Below are 15,511 nucleotides of genomic sequence, written 5' to 3'. Positions count from 1 at the left end.
ATTCAGTTTTCAATGTTCATTAATAATGGAGCGGGTGATGGGAATCGAACCCACAACATCAGCTTGGAAGGCTGAGGTTTTGCCATTAAACTACACCCGCATATTAAATTAAAAGTTTATTTGGTGCGGCCGAGAGGACTTGAACCTCCACGGGATTTCTCCCACTAGGCCCTCAACCTAGCGCGTCTGCCATTCCGCCACGACCGCTGGCAAAACGCAATAATTACTATTAATTATCGAGAACATAAATTATTGTAAATGTTTTGTAATGAAATGTCAATAACTTTTTAACATATTTTTAAAGACGTTTTACAAACAATTAATGTTTAACTCTTTTATTAAAGCAATGATATATACTATACATGTTTTTATAATTAATGTCAACATTTAATAAACAAAAATATTCAGATCTACAATTATTGTAAAAGTAGATCTGAATTTTGATTTTAGTTACTTAGTACCTAAGTTAAATGTTCGATTAGTGACAACTTTCCATTGCATATTCCACACCTCATCTTCCGAACATCTACTTTCCTTATCCTTAAATATTTGTAACCACATGATTGACATTTATATAAGTAATTAGCTCGCGCTTCATATGATTGAATAGGTTTACAAAATCTCGGAGCACCGACTTGCTTACTCAACATTTTAAAGTCTGGATCTTTATGTTTATAACCTTTTCCACCTAAATGCAGATGATAGTGACATAACTCATGTTTAATTATATCGATTAATGCATTTTTACCATAATACTGATATTGTTTAGGATTAATTTCAATGTTATGTGAATCTAAAATATAACGTCCACCTGTAGTACGTAGCTTATTATTAAACAAAGCATTATGACGAAAAGGTTCATTAAAATATCGGTTCGAAATGCTTTCAACCATATTTTGAAGTTCATTATTATTCATGTGGATCAATCATTGTTAGAGAAACTTTTCCTTTATTTTTATCGATATCAAGAATCCAAACTTCTACTATATCTCCAACACTAACTACATCCATAGGATTTTTGACGAATTTTTTTGATAATTTAGATACGTGCACTAATCCGTCTTGTTTCACACCTATATCTACAAATGCTCCGAAATCAACAACATTTCTTACTGTTCCACTTAATTTCATACCTTCTTTTAAATCTTCAATAGATAGTACATCAGATTTAAGGATAGGCGTTTCAAACTCATCACGCGGATCTCGATTAGGTGCCATTAGAGATTTTATAATATCCTCTAAAGTTGGTACTCCAACATTTAATTGTTCAGCTATTTGATTTATGTTTATGTTGGATAATTCAGTTTTTAACTTGTCAGTTCCTAAATCATTGATATCAAAATTTAAAACAGTCAATAATTCATATGTCACATCATAACTCTCGGGGTGAATTGACGTATTATCAAGTGGTTCAGAGCCATCTACAATACGCAAAAATCCTATACTTTGTTCAAATGTTTTGGCACCTAATCGTTTCACTTTACTTATTTCTTTATTGTGCTTGATTGCTCCATTTTCTTCACGGTAATCAATAATGTTTTGAGCTATTGCGCTAGATAGACCAGAAACATACTGTAATAGAGATTTTGATGCTGTATTTACATCTACACCAACTTGGTTTACGGCTGTTTCAACAACAAATGTTAATGCACTTTCAAGTTCTTTCTGATTTACGTCATGTTGATATTGACCCACACCAATAGATTTAGGATCTATTTTAACTAATTCACTTAATGGGTCTTGAACTCGTCTTCCTATTGAAACAGCACTTCGTTCTTCAACTTGAAAATTAGGAAACTCAGATCTAGCAATTTCAGAAGCAGAATACACTGAGGCCCCCGCTTCATTGACAATAATAAATTTAATATCTAAATTATATTTTTTGATAACATCAGCAACAAATTGTTCAGTTTCACGACTTGCTGTACCATTACCAATAGCAATAAGCTCTATATTATTTTCTTTAATCATTCTGACAATTTCTTTTTCAGATGCTTCTACTTTAGATTTAGGTGGATGCGGATAAATTACACTTTTATCAATAAAAGTCCCATAAGGATTAATGACTGCTAGTTTACATCCTGTTCTAAATGCTGGGTCAACCCCTAATATTTGCTTGCCTTTCATAGGCGGTTGCAACAATAAGTGTTTTAAATTTTCACTAAAGACCTCAATAGCATGTTGTTCGGCTTTCTCAGTTAAATCAGCGCGTATTTCTCTTTCAATTGAAGGCATTATTAATCTTTTTAAGCTGTCCTCAATTGCTAATTTAATATAATCTCCATGTGGATTATTACTTTTAACCTCATTTTTTTCAATAGCACTTGCTACTTGTTGAGTATCAAATTCTACCTTGACTAAAAGTACTTTTTCTTTTTCACCACGATTCATAGCTAGCACTCTATGATTAGCAACGTTCTTAATAGGTTCCACATAGTCATAGTACATTGCAAATGTTTCTTTTTCATCATCCGCTTTTTTCTTCTTAGCCGTTACAATATTTCCTTGCCTATAAATATCTTTCAATATACGACTACGATACTTAGGATTATCTGAAACGTGTTCAGCAATGATATCTAACGCTCCTTGAATTGCCTCGTCAACAGTAGCTACTTCATCATTAATATACGCCTCAGCTTTTTTACTCAGTTCACCCTGTTGACCATCACTAATCCATTGGGCTAAACTTTCAAGTCCTTTTCGCTTAGCTTCAGTTGCTCTTGTTTTCTTTTTTTGTTTAAAAGGTCTATAAAGATCCTCGACACGTTGCAATTTGGTTTGTTTAAGAATAGCTTCTTTTAGTTCATTTGTTAATAATCCCTGTTGTTCAATATTATGTATAACTTCATCTTTTCTTTTCTGTAAATTTGCAACATATTGATATTCGTCAGAAATTTGTTTGATTTGAACTTCATCCAAACCACCCGTTGCTTCTTTACGATATCTTGCTATAAAAGGAACAGTATTATTTTCTTCTAGCAATTCTAATACGGATTTTACTTGTTTTTCAGAAAATTGATATTTAGACACTATTTCATTCATTAACATTTTATCCATTTATATAACCACACTTTTCAAAAATTCTTATTTCTCTAAGTATACAATATTTAATTTTAAGCATTCTTTTTTTAAGTCAAAAGTAAAAAAGGAGTCGGATAGAATTCATAGTGAATTCATTGTCCCACCCCCACAAAGATGACTAGAACTGAAAAACTACTAGTTGAACTTCTTATCAATACGTGCAACAATTGCGACTGTCCACTATAGTTTTATATGATTAATGTTCTAGACTCTAAATGTAATATTTTATTGTTTAGCAGCTTGTTGCAATTTCTTAATTGCAGTTCTTTGTAAGCGTGATACATGCATTTGACTTAATCCAATACGTTCCCCAGTTTCTTTCTGGCTTAATCCTTCTATGAACGTGCATTGAATAATTTCTCTTTCTCTATCTGAAAGAATAGGCAAAATACGTTCAAGAATCATACGTTTTTCAGTTAAGTCATAATTGTCATCTTTTTGCCCCATGATATCTAATAGAGTTACTGTTGAACCATCTTTATCTGCCTCAATTGAATGATCAACACTAAGCGCATTATAGCTTTGTCCCATTTCCATAGCTTCTAACACTTCTTCTTCTGAAACTTCTAAACGGTCAGCAATTTCTGCAATTGATGGAGATCTTTCCAACTCATTTGTTAGTTCATCGCTTACTTTTTTGATACGTGGGCCTATTTCTTTTATTCTTCTAGGAACATGAACACTCCAAGTTTTATCCCTTAAATATCTCTTAATCTCACCAATAACGGTCGGTACTAAGAATGCTTCAAATTTGCGATCAAAAGACAAATCAAATCTGTTAATAGCACCTATTAAACCAACCATACCAACTTGAACTAAATCTTCATGATGTGATTGTCCTTTAGAATACTTATAAGCTAAAGATTCAATTAATTTTCGATAATGATTAACTAATCTATCTTGAGCTTCTGTATTAGCGTTATCTTGATGTTCTTTAATCCATTGGTTAATTTGCTCAGGTGATACATCATTAACTGATTTCGACTCTTTCGTCATTATTTGGCACCTGCTCTTTTTTTATATACTTAATCATGCTGATTGTTACACCAGATTCTTTAAAGACTTTCACTTCATCCATCAAGGATTCAATTAAGAATAGACCAAGTCCGCCTTCACGTAAGAAATCGATATTTTCATTCTCATCGTATGGTCCTAGCTGTGATTTAGTCGTTTCATAATCAAAACTTTCACCTTGATCTGAGATAACTATTTTTATTTTATCATCAAATAACTCAAAACATAAATTAATCATACCATTTGTTTCATCATTTTTATAAGCATGCTTAACTGCGTTAGTAACGGCTTCACTTACTGCAATTTTAGAATCTTCTATATCGTCGTAAGATGCGCCTGCTCTTGAGAATACACCTGATAGAGTTAAACGAATTAAACTCACATACTCAGCAGAGGCAGGCAATTTCATCTCGATATAATCATTTTTAATAGGCAAGTTACTCTACCTCCGTTCCTTCATTGACATGCATTAAGTCCTTAAGGCCAGTAATATCAAATAATCTACCGATTCTATCTGATACACCTAAAATATATAATTCTTTATCATTTTGATTCAAAGCTTTTAATGTTCCTACAAATAAACCTAATCCTGTAGAATCCATATAACTAACGTTTGTCACATTTACGTGAATATCATGAGTACCTTCTTGACGCATTGGCATCAAAACTTCTTCTAATTCAGGTACTGTATAAACATCTAATTCCCCAGCCACAATGACTTCATAATATTCATCATGTGTTACCGTCTCAATGTTAAGGTTCATAGTTCTTACACTCCTAGTTTAGTCTTTTGTTACTAATAATATGTATACTTTAGTAAGTATACCCATAGTTAGATTTATATAATCTAAAAATTTAATATTTAATTTACACGTTTTATAATCATAATAGTCATATCGTCACGTTTGTTAGGGTTTTGTATTTTTAATATAGCTTCATATAATATTTGTACTATATCTTGTGGATGCATATGCTTATACTTACGTATGAGGTTCAACAATGTGTTTTTAGCTATGAATTCGCCATCTGTGTATCTTGCTTCTGTAACACCATCAGTAAATATGATAACTAAATCATCTAAATGAATGGGAATTTCTTGTTGACTATAACGAGTGTGCTGACTTACACCTAAGACTCTTCCTCTAACTTCAATTTCTTCAAATGTTTCAGTTTCCGCTCTATATATATATCCAGGTTCATGACCTGCAGAACTACAATATAGTAGATGGTTCATTTCTTCATATAAACCGTAAAACATGGTCACAAACATGTTTTGATTTACGTTTTTCTCCACAACACGATTAAGACGTTTCAATCCATCACTTGGTAATTGGGAATGCCCATAGGAGTCCATTCCGAATTTAATCATGCTCATAGCTAATGCAGCTGGAATTCCTTTACCTATAACATCAGCAATAGCGAAACTCATCGTTCCATCCCTATGATCAATTAAATTAAAATAGTCGCCACTCACTTTTTGAGCAGCAACAGAAATCACACCAATCTGTATACTATCAAATTGAGGGATATCTGTTTTTAACATTGTCTGTTGAAGCCTAGAAGCTAAATCAATTTCTTTATCGTGGAATTGCATTTTATCAACTAACTTTTGGTAGTCTCGATAACTATATCCAAACCCCTTTACAACCTCTTGTAACACATCTAATGTATCAAAAATTTGTTCTTTATCTAAATTTAAGGAGGTTACATATGATTTGTGTATATTCACAATATCTTCAGGTAGAATATCTTTTTTAATTACTTCATCTGTAAAATCATTACACTTTTTTAGAAATTGTTGTTTATTTTGCGTAACTAAACTTTCATCAATAAGTTGCTTATAATGCTGCTTAAATTCTTCCACAAATCTGCCTCCTTGCTTCAATATATCTATCACTTAGAACTTATTTATATGCATTTGATATTTATTAATAAAATTCATTATTGTTAAAACCATAATATTAAATAATATGCTTTATATTTAAAAAAGACTTTAGGTATTACCTAAAGTCAACAACTAAAGACTATCAATTAATCTAGTACTTACCTTCAAATAAGACTAATATGTATTAAGTACATAGAAATTAAATTACGAAAATTCGAATAACTGAATTTAAAATATTGTCTTTAATAGTTAAAATGAAATACTTTTGAATTATACATGAATTAAGTTATGTGTTTTGCGTTTTAACTTCATCATGCAATCCTAGACTAATGTCTAGCGCTTCATCCACTTCTTGCATTTTCTCATCAGATAGATATGTTAATTTTTCTTTTAGTCGTTTTTTATCTAATGTTCTAATTTGCTCGAGTAGAATAACTGAATCTTTATCAAGTCTGTATTTCTTTTTCTCGATTTCAACATGTGTGGGTATTTTCGCTTTATTAATCCTTCCCGTAATCGCAGCAACGATTACGGTAGGACTATATTTGTTACCAGTATCGTTTTGAATGATAACTACAGGTCTGACTCCCCCTTGTTCTGAGCCCTGTACTGGTGACAAATCAGCTAAATATACATCGCCTCTTCTAATCATTCACTTTTATAATTAGAAATAATGTACGTTTCGTTGCAATCACAAGCTTCGCATTCTAGAGGAAAAGCTTCTGTCGCTAGGGAGAGATTTAATTCGGCCATTTGTGCATAGCCTTCTTTTAGAGATTGTTCAAGACTGTGACTTCTATTTTGATTGAAAGTAAGCATAATATGAACCTCCAGTTGATACCAAATAAGACATTATAAACTTTAATTAATTTTATAATAACAAATTTTATTTCAAGTGACTATACTATTTTAATAATTCATTAGTTACATGCATCTCGTCATCAACTTGATAGATTCTAGGTAAACGTCTACCTAAATTACATAAAACTTCATAGCTAATCGTGTCTTGTTTTTGAGCTAAAGTTTCAGCTGATTGAGGTGAATCATAAGCATTATCTAGAAGTGTCACAGTGTCTCCCTCTTTTACATCATCTGGCACTTTAATTATCATTTGATCCATACATACTCGACCTATGACTTCACATTGATGGCCTTTGACATTAACAAATGCCCCTTGCATTGAGCGTAAGTAACCATCTGCATATCCAATTGGCAAAATTGCGATCTTTATATCTTCAGTTGCTGTATATGTACTACCATAACTTACTGATTCGCCAACTTTTAAATATTTAGTTTGGACAACTTGTGTTAATAATTGCGCACTTGGTTGTAATTCAGTTTCAACTTTTTCTTTTACATAAGCTGACGGATAATAACCATAAAGTGAAATACCAAGTCTAACTGCGTTACATAATTCAAAGTTTCTCAATAAAGAACCAGCTGAATTTTGAGAATGTATGAATTTAGGTTTCTCAGCTTGAGTTACTAAGGTTTCAAATTGTTCATATTGATGATCCATTGAGTCGCCAGGTTCATCAGCATTAGCAAAGTGCGTATATACACCTTCGAATACTAAATGAGGATGACTTTGAATTAAGTCAATGACTTCTTTATATTCTTCTAGTGATTTAATTCCAAGTCTGCCCATACCTGTGTCGAGTTTCACATGTAGCCATAAATTCTTTTCATTATCATCACTAATTAATTCTATTGCATGTTGTAGCCATTGTAATGATGGTACAGTCAAAGCAACTCTGTGTTGAATAGCTTTATTTATATCTTCAAGAGGTATGACGCCTAGGATAAGTATTTGAGCATTGATTCCATGCATACGTAGTTCAATAGCTTCATCAAGAGTTGCTACAGCAAAAAAGTCAGCACCGTTTTTCATTAAATGTTGTGCGATTTTAACGCTACCTAGCCCATAACTATTAGCTTTTACTACTGGTATAACTGTTTTATCGCTATGCAACGTTCTAACAGTATTATAGTTATTTAAAATCGCTGATAAATCTACGTTTAAATAAGTTGATCTATAGAATTTATCTGACATACGTAATCCTCCTCTTAATTAGTAAAAAAATCTTTTTTATTATTGATTTAACTCGTTCAAAATACGAGGTAGAAATTATTTTTATTATAATACTGTTAATCTCTCTTTTCTAACAAAACCTGACTCATCGCATAATGTTCTGTATGAGTTATTGAAACATGTACGATAAAACCATTGTAATCTATACATGGTTTACCTTTTATATCGTTGTAACAATTAATGTCTTTGAATGCCACTGTTTTTCCTAAGCCTGTACCTAATGCTTTACTGAAAGCTTCTTTGGTTGCGAAACGACCAGATAAAAATTCAAGTTTTCTCTTTTCACTTTTAAATGAATGAAATTGTTGTTCCTCTTCTTGTGTTAAAATTCGCTTTACTAACTTGTCTTTTTGTTTCTCAAAAGCTTTTTTAATTCTATCAATTTCTATTAAATCAATACCTATTCCATGTATCATGCTAATCCCTCACTCACTAGGTATATTTGAATGATCTATTTTCGTGTTCATTTCACTAATATCATTTTGCTGAATACTTTTCTTTTTTTGTATCATTTGTTTAAGATTTATTGCATCTGTCTTTGCAATCAAGTCTATTTGAGAAACACCACCTGCAGTCGACAAACGCAATGATGCTAACTCATATTTTCTCATTAAAAAACCTTCTTCAATATCGATATTCTGAATTCTATAAAATGGAATAATTTTAGTATTGATAAAAATAATGCCTCTTCTTATATAAATTTCATCATTTGAATAACTATATCGAAAGTTTTTATATTTTAAAAATGGTGTTATAACTATAAAAACAACACAACATAAAATGATTAGTGCTATCGCAAGACTTACAAGTAATGCGCGACTCATTTCCTCAATGTATAAATCACATAAAATGCTTGCTATTATCACTATAATTGTAAAAATAATGCTAGTAATCATTGAAGCAATCCTCATCACTTTAAGGCCGTTTTTATTCATGTAATTATAATTAGACATCGTACTCACCTCTTAAATACGCATCAACGTAGCGTTGCGATGTATCTTCTTTTATGAACTTTAATTCCATAAACTCAAATATTGATCCCTTAGCAATAAGGAAATATAAATTTGCTAAATGACTTCTTTCGAGAAAAGGATGTTGGCTCGTTTCCATACCTATAATTTTATCCGTTTTGAAGTAATATGTTTGAAAACCAAAAGTGCTCACACGTTTCAAAGTAATTTCATCATTCTCTATCACTAAGCCAGAATTTTTAACGTAGATATATGCATGAGACATCATCACTATAATTATCATCAAAGCGATAAAAAAGCTCCATGCATTCCAAAAATAAGTTCCAATACTAGCTAAAATTAAAACGATAATACTTGGTATAAAAAAGTGACGATGAAATCCATTCCACGGCATAATGTTTTCGACCTTATTAAACTTCATTTCTGGTACAAGCTTTCCAATAATTTCATACGCTTCTTTTTGTCTTATAAATGGTAATATCATAATTTTACCATTGTCACTTGCATCATCTTTAGACTCTATATCCATATCACTCGTGATAATAAAGTGTATAGAGGTATATCCAAATATTTTTCTTAAGAAAGATTGTTTCTCTAACACTGCTTGTAGTCGATCAGTAGGAACTGTTAGATTTTTCACATTAAAAAGACCATAACTAATTTTAAGATGATTCCCCTGTTGTACAACTTTGTAGTTATAATAACGAATAATTGTAATTATAGTTCCTAAAACATAACTAATGATTAAAATCGATACAACAACAAACAACACAATAATAAGTACAGAATTTACCCAATGCCATAGATTAGACGTCCATTTATCCCAAGGGATAATATCTTGAAATGCACCTACTATTGGCGAAACGGCAGCAAAGGCCACACCTATTGCCCCACTCGTCATAGCCATTAGAATTAGTGAAGTTAAGGACATATTGAACACATGTTCTGAATTACTTTCTGTTACACTTGTCGACGCATTGTATTGCTCAGTTTTTAGTTCATTTTCATCCGCTTCATCATTGATTGAATATTCTTGAGTATCATTATTTAATTCTTTTTGTCTCATACGTATGGTTTGTTCAATGAACTCACTCTGTTTCTTCGTTATTGTTGCCAATTCAATACCATCACTTGGCGTTTTAATTTGTAAACTAACACCACCCACGATTTGGTTAATCAAACCTTGTGTTGTATCTAATGACTGAATTCTACTTAGATTTAGTTCTTTTCTTTTTTTATTTAACCAACCAGATGTAACAATAAATTGATCGTTTTCAATCCAATATCTTGTAACTTTTATTTCTAAAAATCGATGTATAAACGTCAAAATAAAGATAAATAAAAAGATTGATGGGCCAATATAATGACGAATTTCTGTAAAATCAAAATTCCATATATTAAAACCAACTAATATGATAAATGTAAAAATATTTTGTTTAATTACGTCTATTATCCCTGTTATGTATGAAATTGGATGCAATTTTTGAGGATTAAACATCTGAATCAGCACCTCGCAATGCTATAAAAATATCTTCTGATAATTGATTCATTTCTTCTTCTGAGACAATTGGTAATTTTAGTTCATGTCCCGCTGTTACAAAAATTAAAATATTTAAATTTAGTAGCTTTAAAATAGGATTACTTTTAATTTCTAAAAATTGTAGCCGTTCAATTTTAGTTATTTGGTGTTTTTTAAAAATAAAAGTCTTTTTAACTTCGACATTTCTATCATTAACCCTATAAAAACGATATTTATAATTAATAATGGGCTGTAATAGTAAACGAATAACCGAAATGAAGACTAAGAAGATAAGTATGTAGACAATAAAGTGGTACCAATTAAAATATCGCCACATTGAGAATAGTGCAGCAATGATAATCAGTTCTATTAAAAATAAGATACCACTATTAAGCCAGTGGTATTTCAGTGCATTCTTAGGACTCTTATGAAATGAACTTTCTACCTTCATAATATACTCCTTTGCAATTTTATTTTATTATATCATATTTAGTGTGAGGCTTACTGACCTTGCTGAATATGCGAAATTGTTAAATTACTTCTACTATTTAATCAAATTTAAAACCACCTCAAAAGCATGAGATGGTTTGATTATAAAATTCAATATTGAATTATTTTATTTTTGTAAATCTGCGAATGTTCGACCTTTCATCGTAGATCTACCTTTGTCTTGTCTTTCACGACGGTCAGGTTTTTTACCTTTTTTCTTATTAAAGTTACCTATTGAACGTTTGTTTTTATTATCGAACTTGTTATTACGTTTTCCACCACGACGTGATCCATTACCTTTACCTTGGCGATTTTTACGTGCTAATGGTTTTTCAAATGTTAATTGTACTTCCACTTCATCATTTGCTTCTACTAATTCTTGTAGTAATGATGCAACTAATTCAGTACTATCATATTCTTCTAATAACTCGCTTGAGATACGTTTCAAACGTGCTTCACTTTCTCGTGACATCCAATTTTTCACTTTATCTTTAATATCATCTTCACGCGCTTTTAATACTTCTTTGCGGTGAGGTGGTCTTAAAGCGTTCATGCGTCTTCCATTTGCATCTTCAATTTGACGGATGTAATCCATTTCAATTGGATTTACAAATGTAACAGCGATGCCTTCTTTACCAGCTCTTCCTGTACGTCCGATTCTATGTGTATAGCTTTCAGTATCTTGAGGAATGTCAAAGTTATATACATGACTTACACCTGAAATATCTAAACCACGTGCCGCAACGTCTGTAGCAACTAATATATCGATTTGATCATTTTTAAATTTCTTCAATACTTCTAAACGTTTAGCTTGTGTGATATCACCATGTAAGCCTTCTGCTTTATATCCTTTAGATAATAAAGCACTTGTTAATTCATCCACACGACGTTTTGTTCTACCGAAGACAATGGCTAATTCAGGTTGGTGTACATCTAAGAAATTAGTAAATGTATCGAACTTTTCAAGCTCTTTCACAATTGTATAATATTCATCAATTTGAGGGTCTGACATTTCGTTGTTCATTGTCTTAACGATTTGAGGAGATTTCATGAATTGTTGTACTAAAGTTTGGATTGCTTTAGGCATTGTTGCTGAGAATAACATTGTTTGTCTTTGCTCAGCTGGAATTTTATCCATAATGAATCTCATATCATCGATGAATCCCATGTTCATCATTTCATCCGCTTCATCCAAAATCAATGTATGAATACCATTTGTTTTTAATGTACGTCTATTTAAGTGGTCAATGACACGTCCTGGTGTACCTACAACGATTTGTGGTCCTCTTTTTAAAGCTTTAATTTGTCGATCGATTGGCATACCACCAAATACCGTTACAACTTGTACGTTTTGACCACGGCTAAATTCTCTTAATTGTTCAGCTACTTGCATAGCCAATTCTCTTGTAGGTGCTAATATTAAAGCTTGCACACCTGATTGACCTACAACTTTTTCTATTAAAGGAATCCCGAACGCTCCCGTTTTACCTGTACCAGTTTGAGCTTGTCCAAGGATGTCTTTTCCTTCTAATGTATAAGGGATACTATCTTTTTGGATAGGTGTGGGTTCCTTAAAGCCCATTGCTTCAAGGGTCTCAACTGTTTTATCCGAAATCCCTAGTTCTTTAAAATTTTGCAATATAATTCTCCTTTTAACTTTCTTATTTATCAATATACGTTTGTGTATATAAGGTCCTCTTATTACGTCAACTTCTATATAGTACCACCTAAAATTACATATCGCAATAAAGCAATTTTATAGATGAACTCGTTTTCAAATCTATTTTCATATAATAGCGTTTACATTTTTCACTTGTCATTTAAATTTTTAAAGTAAAAAAACAAGCCACTAAAGGATTTAGATTCCTAATTAGTGACTTGCTTAGCTTGATAGTAATTTTGAAAATAATTAAATCAATTTATTTACAACTTCTTCAAGTTTATTTCCTCTTGAACCTTTTACAAGAACTTTGTCGTTAGCAACTAAGTTATTTTTTAAATATTGAGTTAATTGTTGTTTATCAATAAAATATTCAACGTGGTCAACAAATTGACCTCCAATATCACTAATATACTTTGCATCTTTGCCATATGTTAATAAAGTATGGATGTTTTTACCTTCTAAATATGCGCCTACCTCTTCGTGCATTGAACGACTATTTTCACCTAATTCAAGTGAGTCAGCAAGTACAATAATTTTTCTACCTTCCATTTGACTCAAAGTATCAATTGCGGCTTTCATACTTGTAGGACTGGCATTATAAGCATCATTTATGATAGTAATATCATCATCAGTAATATGGCGTTCCATTCGCATACCAGTGAGTTGAACATGATTAATGTTATGTTGAATAGTCTCATATTTAAGTCCTAGTTCATGACCAATAGCAATTGCGATAGCTGCATTTTTCATATTATGGATTCCGAGAATAGGTAATTTATAATGTTCATTACCGTTAATAGAGAAAGCAATGCCAACATTTTCACTATGTTCTACTTCGCATACTAAAGCATTATCTTGTTTCAAACCTACACTTAAACATTTAGCGTGTTTGATTTTTTCAACATGTGGTTCAAGCAATGGTTCATCACCATCATAGATGAATGTTCCTTCTTTTTTAAGTCCAATTGTTATTTCAGATTTAGCTTTAGCAATACCTTCACGAGAACCTAAATCTTGCATATGTGACTCACCAATATTTGTAATAATAGCAATATCTGGTTCAGCTATATTAGAAAGTAATTCTATTTCATGGAATCCAGACATACCCATTTCTAATATTGATATCTCTGTATCTAAATCAAGCTCTAAAATAGTTAACGGTAAGCCTATTTCATTATTATAATTACCTTGCGTTTTTTTTACTTTAAATTCAGTGTGTAATACACTTTCAATCATATCTTTTGTAGTTGTTTTACCGTTTGAACCAGTAACACCTATTACTTTAGGGTTCACATGTTTAAGATATGCTTTAGCTAATTGTTGTAACGCAATTAATGTATCGTCTACCCATATAATAGGTCCCTCCACGTTATCATCAATGTCATGGCCCTTTTCATAGAAAGAAGCCCCAGCGCCATCTTTTAACGCCTGTGAAACAAAGCGATGACCATCTACGTTCTCACCTTTAAATGGTATAAATAACATATTAGTTTTGATTGCACGTGAATCGATCGTCACACCTTTGATGGTTTGTTGTAAATATTGTGAATCAATATCACAAGGTATCCATTCCTGAATTTGCTGTAAAGAAACTTCTATCATTTATGAATCCCTCTCTTAGTCAATTGTGTATTTGTTTTTCTTTTTATCCTCGTGACGTTCTTTAGCTAGGTCAATTAATTTTGTGATTAGGTCAGAATAAGATAAGCCCATATTCTCCCATAAACTTGGATACATACTAAATGCTGTAAATCCAGGCATTGCATTTGTTTCATTAATAAAAATTTGATTGTCTTCAGTAACAAAGAAATCCGCACGTACTAATCCCGAACAATCTGTAGCTTTAAATGCTTCCAATGCCATGTTTCTTAATGTCATTTGCACTTCTTCATCTAATTCTGCAGGAATTTGTAAACTGATTTTACCGTCTTTATATTTTGATTTGTAATCATAGAATGCAACATCTTTGATAACTTCTCCTGGCCATGTTGTTTCAGGATAGTCATTGCCCAATACAGCTACTTCAACTTCGCGAGCATTAATACCTTGCTCAATAACGAGTTTACGGTCAAATTGGAAAGCTTCCTCAATACCTGATTTTAGTTCATCCTCATTATTACATTTACTAATACCAACACTTGAGCCAAGATTGGCAGGTTTTACAAATACTGGATATGTAAGTTTATCTTTAACGAGTTTAATAATATTACCCTCATATTTTTCATATTCACTTCTTAAGAAACTAATGTAAGGTAATTGAGGCAATCCTCTATGTTCAAATAATTGTTTCATGACAAGTTTATCCATTGAACTTGATGCAGCTAGTACACCGTTTCCAACATATGGTAAATCAAGAACTTCAAATAACCCTTGAATTGTGCCATCTTCACCATTAGGGCCATGAAGTAATGGGAATATTGCATCATAAGGTTTACCATTGCTACTTTCTTTAAGCAAAATAGTGATTTCGCCCGCTTCTATATCTGTCATATTTAGGGATTCAATTTCTTTAATTTCCTCAGTGATATTTTCTTTTTTCTTCCATAAACCATCATTCGTAATATAAATGATATCCACTAAATATCTTTCTTTATCAATTGCATTAAGAACATTTTGCGCAGTCAATTTAGAAACATCATGTTCAGCACTTTTACCACCATATACGATACAAATGTTTTCTTTTACCATAAGTAGTTCCTCCATTAAGAAAGATCATAACTCAATCATTTATGAGAAGTATTAAACTATTACGTTATTTAAACTTCTTACAAATGTCTATATCTCTTTCAATTCATTT

16 protein-coding genes and 2 tRNA genes are annotated in these 15,511 nt (G+C 31.6%); all 18 read right to left on the bottom strand.

Annotated elements, in window-relative coordinates:
• Window positions 1-26 precede the first annotated feature (26 nt).
• Window positions 27-100: transfer RNA gene (locus F1592_RS00465), tRNA-Gly, on the bottom strand.
• Between the two features lie 21 nt (window positions 101-121).
• A tRNA-Leu gene (locus F1592_RS00460) sits at window positions 122-207 on the bottom strand.
• A gap of 254 nt (window positions 208-461) precedes the next feature.
• Window positions 462-917 carry a SprT family protein gene (locus F1592_RS00455; protein WP_037538751.1) on the bottom strand — a complete coding sequence of 152 codons (456 nt, stop codon included), beginning with the start codon at window positions 915-917 and terminating at the stop codon, window positions 462-464.
• Window positions 910-3,057, bottom strand: a complete 2,148-nt coding sequence (locus F1592_RS00450) for a Tex family protein (RefSeq protein WP_037538754.1) — start codon at window positions 3,055-3,057, stop codon at window positions 910-912. Before F1592_RS00450 ends, F1592_RS00455 begins: the two co-directional genes overlap by 8 nt.
• A gap of 249 nt (window positions 3,058-3,306) precedes the next feature.
• Window positions 3,307-4,077 carry an RNA polymerase sigma factor SigB gene (gene sigB / locus F1592_RS00445; RefSeq protein ID WP_011275276.1) on the bottom strand — a complete coding sequence of 257 codons (771 nt, stop codon included), beginning with the start codon at window positions 4,075-4,077 and terminating at the stop codon, window positions 3,307-3,309.
• A complete protein-coding gene (rsbW, locus tag F1592_RS00440) occupies window positions 4,052-4,504 on the bottom strand; it encodes an anti-sigma B factor RsbW (RefSeq protein ID WP_046309853.1) in 453 nt (150 codons plus the stop codon). Before rsbW ends, sigB begins: the two co-directional genes overlap by 26 nt.
• Window positions 4,505-4,532: 28 nt before the next feature.
• The gene (locus tag F1592_RS00435) at window positions 4,533-4,859 is read right to left on the bottom strand and encodes an anti-sigma factor antagonist (RefSeq protein ID WP_011275274.1); all 327 of its coding nucleotides are present in this window, start codon (window positions 4,857-4,859) and stop codon (window positions 4,533-4,535) included.
• Window positions 4,860-4,957: 98 nt separating this feature from the next.
• A complete protein-coding gene (locus F1592_RS00430; protein WP_011275273.1) occupies window positions 4,958-5,959 on the bottom strand; it encodes a SpoIIE family protein phosphatase in 1,002 nt (333 codons plus the stop codon).
• Window positions 5,960-6,266: 307 nt separating this feature from the next.
• Window positions 6,267-6,632: a type II toxin-antitoxin system PemK/MazF family toxin gene (locus F1592_RS00425; protein ID WP_011275272.1), complete on the bottom strand. Its 366-nt coding sequence runs from the start codon at window positions 6,630-6,632 to the stop codon at window positions 6,267-6,269.
• The gene (mazE, locus tag F1592_RS00420) at window positions 6,629-6,799 is read right to left on the bottom strand and encodes a type II toxin-antitoxin system antitoxin MazE (protein ID WP_037538759.1); all 171 of its coding nucleotides are present in this window, start codon (window positions 6,797-6,799) and stop codon (window positions 6,629-6,631) included. Before mazE ends, F1592_RS00425 begins: the two co-directional genes overlap by 4 nt.
• An 85-nt stretch (window positions 6,800-6,884) precedes the next feature.
• Window positions 6,885-8,033, bottom strand: coding sequence for an alanine racemase (alr, locus tag F1592_RS00415; protein ID WP_053017582.1), 1,149 nt, complete (start codon window positions 8,031-8,033; stop codon window positions 6,885-6,887).
• 95 nt (window positions 8,034-8,128) lie between these two features.
• Window positions 8,129-8,488: a holo-ACP synthase gene (gene acpS, locus F1592_RS00410; RefSeq protein WP_011275269.1), complete on the bottom strand. Its 360-nt coding sequence runs from the start codon at window positions 8,486-8,488 to the stop codon at window positions 8,129-8,131.
• A 9-nt stretch (window positions 8,489-8,497) separates the two neighbouring features.
• Window positions 8,498-9,025, bottom strand: coding sequence for a PH domain-containing protein (locus F1592_RS00405; protein WP_053017584.1), 528 nt, complete (start codon window positions 9,023-9,025; stop codon window positions 8,498-8,500).
• Window positions 9,018-10,541: a PH domain-containing protein gene (locus F1592_RS00400; protein WP_107609874.1), complete on the bottom strand. Its 1,524-nt coding sequence runs from the start codon at window positions 10,539-10,541 to the stop codon at window positions 9,018-9,020. The genes F1592_RS00405 and F1592_RS00400 overlap by 8 nt, the downstream gene beginning before the upstream one ends.
• A complete protein-coding gene (locus F1592_RS00395; protein ID WP_037538769.1) occupies window positions 10,534-11,013 on the bottom strand; it encodes a PH domain-containing protein in 480 nt (159 codons plus the stop codon). Before F1592_RS00395 ends, F1592_RS00400 begins: the two co-directional genes overlap by 8 nt.
• A gap of 165 nt (window positions 11,014-11,178) precedes the next feature.
• The gene (gene cshA, locus F1592_RS00390; RefSeq protein WP_149809497.1) at window positions 11,179-12,690 is read right to left on the bottom strand and encodes a degradosome RNA helicase CshA; all 1,512 of its coding nucleotides are present in this window, start codon (window positions 12,688-12,690) and stop codon (window positions 11,179-11,181) included.
• Window positions 12,691-12,960: 270 nt separating this feature from the next.
• Entirely contained in the window at window positions 12,961-14,316 is a 1,356-nt protein-coding gene (locus F1592_RS00385; protein ID WP_149809498.1) for a UDP-N-acetylmuramoyl-tripeptide--D-alanyl-D-alanine ligase, read from the bottom strand.
• 15 nt (window positions 14,317-14,331) lie between these two features.
• On the bottom strand, window positions 14,332-15,402 hold the full coding sequence (locus F1592_RS00380; protein ID WP_011275263.1) for a D-alanine--D-alanine ligase: 1,071 nt from the start codon (window positions 15,400-15,402) through the stop codon (window positions 14,332-14,334).
• Window positions 15,403-15,511 lie beyond the last annotated feature (109 nt).

It is taken from the genome of Staphylococcus sp. GDX7P312P, assembly GCF_008385775.1.
In the GTDB taxonomy this organism is placed as follows: Bacteria; Bacillota; Bacilli; order Staphylococcales; family Staphylococcaceae; genus Staphylococcus; species Staphylococcus haemolyticus.
The sequence above is the reverse complement of the archived record's forward strand: the minus strand, read 5'-3'. Positions and strand labels throughout refer to the sequence as shown.